This window comes from Neobacillus drentensis, from assembly GCF_036962765.1.
GTDB classification, from domain to species: Bacteria; Bacillota; Bacilli; order Bacillales; family Cytobacillaceae; genus Neobacillus; species Neobacillus drentensis_C.
On sequence record NZ_JBALOS010000117.1, the window covers coordinates 1 to 2,306 of the forward strand.

A 2,306-nucleotide genomic window follows, 5' to 3' on the forward strand; every position below is an offset into this window, starting at 1 on the left:
TAGACATTTTTTCAGTTTCCTCACCGATTTTGTCTATCGGCCCCTCAATGATAAACATTTTTTCTAGTTTGGATCATAGATACTGTCTTTCAGTAACATTTTCTCATCTCGTTCGTTTCTATAAATAATCCGATTATTGGTAGTTAATTTGACGAACATATATTCAAGATTCCTAAGATGAAATCTCACGGGACTCCTATATAAACATATTACCCTGATAATGCACCAACCCCCGCAAGTAGATGCACAAGGCTGACTACTGACCATTCACCTCTTTTCACTGATTAAATAAATTGCCATTGCAAAGTGTCATCTTATGTATGTAATATTTACATTTTTTCACATTGTTTTTGACAAAATTTCATTTATTAATAATGAATTTGTGTGTTTTATTATTAAATATATAAAATTGGGCATCTTTGCGGAAAATGGTAAAAAATAAATTAACATTTTGTTCAAATATAATTTAACATTTGTTCAGAATGTGTGATATATTTATTTAGGTAATTTTAAAATAATGAAAGCGCTCACGTGGAGTGTTAGAAAATACCGTGATGAAGGTGAAGGAGGGCGATGTTGTAAAAATACTTTTTACAACAATTAATTAGCTTAACTTATTTATATGTTGGGTTCACCTTTTTGAAGGGGCTTGAAGGAAGTGGACTCGGTTGGTTTAGTCTATGGGTTGCTATTATTGGGGTGGTATATACCTTAACATCTATTATTCACCTTCATAATGTTGTCAATGCATTAACTTGGGCCATGTGGGCATTCTTATGGTATCTGTTCTTTCTTTTTATCAAATGCACTTAATAAGAAAATGGAACATTATACTGGAATGGTTACATTTGTTCAGTCATGGGTAACGTTGACCATACCAGAGATCCTTTATTTTAAAGGGAACTGGAATACACAAATTGTCCATCAAATCTGGATCTGCGTAGTAATTCTAGCTATTGTCTATTTTGTTGTAAGTTTTTTCTGATTGAAAATATCATATAAAAATGACAATAGCGATCAAACAATTCAAGTAATCAATGCTTTGGAGGTAAAATAATATGTCAATCATAATCGGAATCATTGGAATCCTAGCTCTAGTAGGTATAGCTTGGTTGATGTCAAATGATAAGAAAAACATAAACTATCGTGCCGTTGGTGTCATGGCAGCTGTTCAGTTGCTTATAGCTTGGTTTATGCTTAATACTTCAATTGGTAAAAAGGTTCTGCACAAAATTGTAGATGGCTTTAACAAAGTTCTTTCTTTCGGGAATGACGGTATCTCATTCGTATTCGGTGACCTTGCAGGAAAGCATTTATTCTTTGTGGATGTTCTAATGATGATTGTATTCGTAACAGCTCTTCTTGGTATCTTAACTTATTCAAGAATATTACCATTAGCTATTAAATACATTGGTGGTGCAGTAAGTAAAATAACAGGTTTACCAAAAGTGGAATCATTTGTTGCGGTGAATTCTATGGTATTTGGTGATACTTCTGCTATCCTTTCTGTTAAGTCATTTATTCCTAATCTTTCTGGTAACCGCTTGTTCGTTGTTGTTACTTCTTCTCTTGTTGCGGTAAGCTGTTCCATCTTAGGTGCTTACATGCAAATGATTCCTGCGGAGTTTGTATTGGTTGCGTTACCAATTAACGTATTCTCTGGACTTATCCTATCAACGATCGTATGTCCTGTTCGTAAAGAAGAAGATGAAAAAATAGATATTAAGGGAATGATTCCTGAGAAATCTCTTTTCGAAGCAATCGGCAACTGGACATTGCTCGGCGGAAAGACAGCCTTAATCGTAGGCGCTATGCTTATCACTTATGTAGGATTGATCGCGGCTGTTAACTGGATTTTCACTTCAATCTTCGGTATCTCTTTCACTGGCGTACTTGGATATGTATTCGCGCCAATCGCTTGGATCATGGGTATTCCTTCAAATGAGATTGTTAAAGCTGGCTCAGTCATGGGTACTAAGGTAGCTGCTAACGAGTTCGTCGCTATGTTAGACTTTATGAAAATGATCCCTCATATGTCTCATAAGACGGTAGGTATCGTATCATCATTCTTAGTATCCTTCGCTAATTTCTCTTCTATTGGAATTATCTTAGGAACTGTACAGGCCATCAATAATGAAAAGGCAAGTCAGTTAGCTAAGGTTGGTTTAAAGGTATTATTAGTAGCAACAATGGGATCAATCTTAACTGGAACTATCGTAGGTTTGTTCCTATAATAATTTAATAAGGCTCTTTTCGTAAACTTTGTTGCTTTTAAATCTTAATAAGAGTCATTTACTAAGTTTCTA

At 34.6% G+C, this 2,306-nt stretch carries 3 protein-coding genes; all 3 read left to right on the plus strand.

The features are described from left to right. The first annotated feature begins 639 nt into the window (after positions 1-639). The 3 genes from V7137_RS30690 (at position 640) to V7137_RS15110 (ending at position 2,234) form a co-directional block, all read left to right on the plus strand. On the plus strand, positions 640-813 hold the full coding sequence (locus V7137_RS30690) for an AmiS/UreI family transporter (protein WP_420490134.1): 174 nt from the start codon (positions 640-642) through the stop codon (positions 811-813). Positions 814-838: 25 nt separating this feature from the next. Beyond that, the gene (locus V7137_RS30695) at positions 839-985 is read left to right on the plus strand and encodes a hypothetical protein (RefSeq protein WP_420490135.1); all 147 of its coding nucleotides are present in this window, start codon (positions 839-841) and stop codon (positions 983-985) included. Between the two features lie 73 nt (positions 986-1,058). After that, positions 1,059-2,234, plus strand: a complete 1,176-nt coding sequence (locus V7137_RS15110) for a NupC/NupG family nucleoside CNT transporter (protein ID WP_335698848.1) — start codon at positions 1,059-1,061, stop codon at positions 2,232-2,234. Positions 2,235-2,306 lie beyond the last annotated feature (72 nt).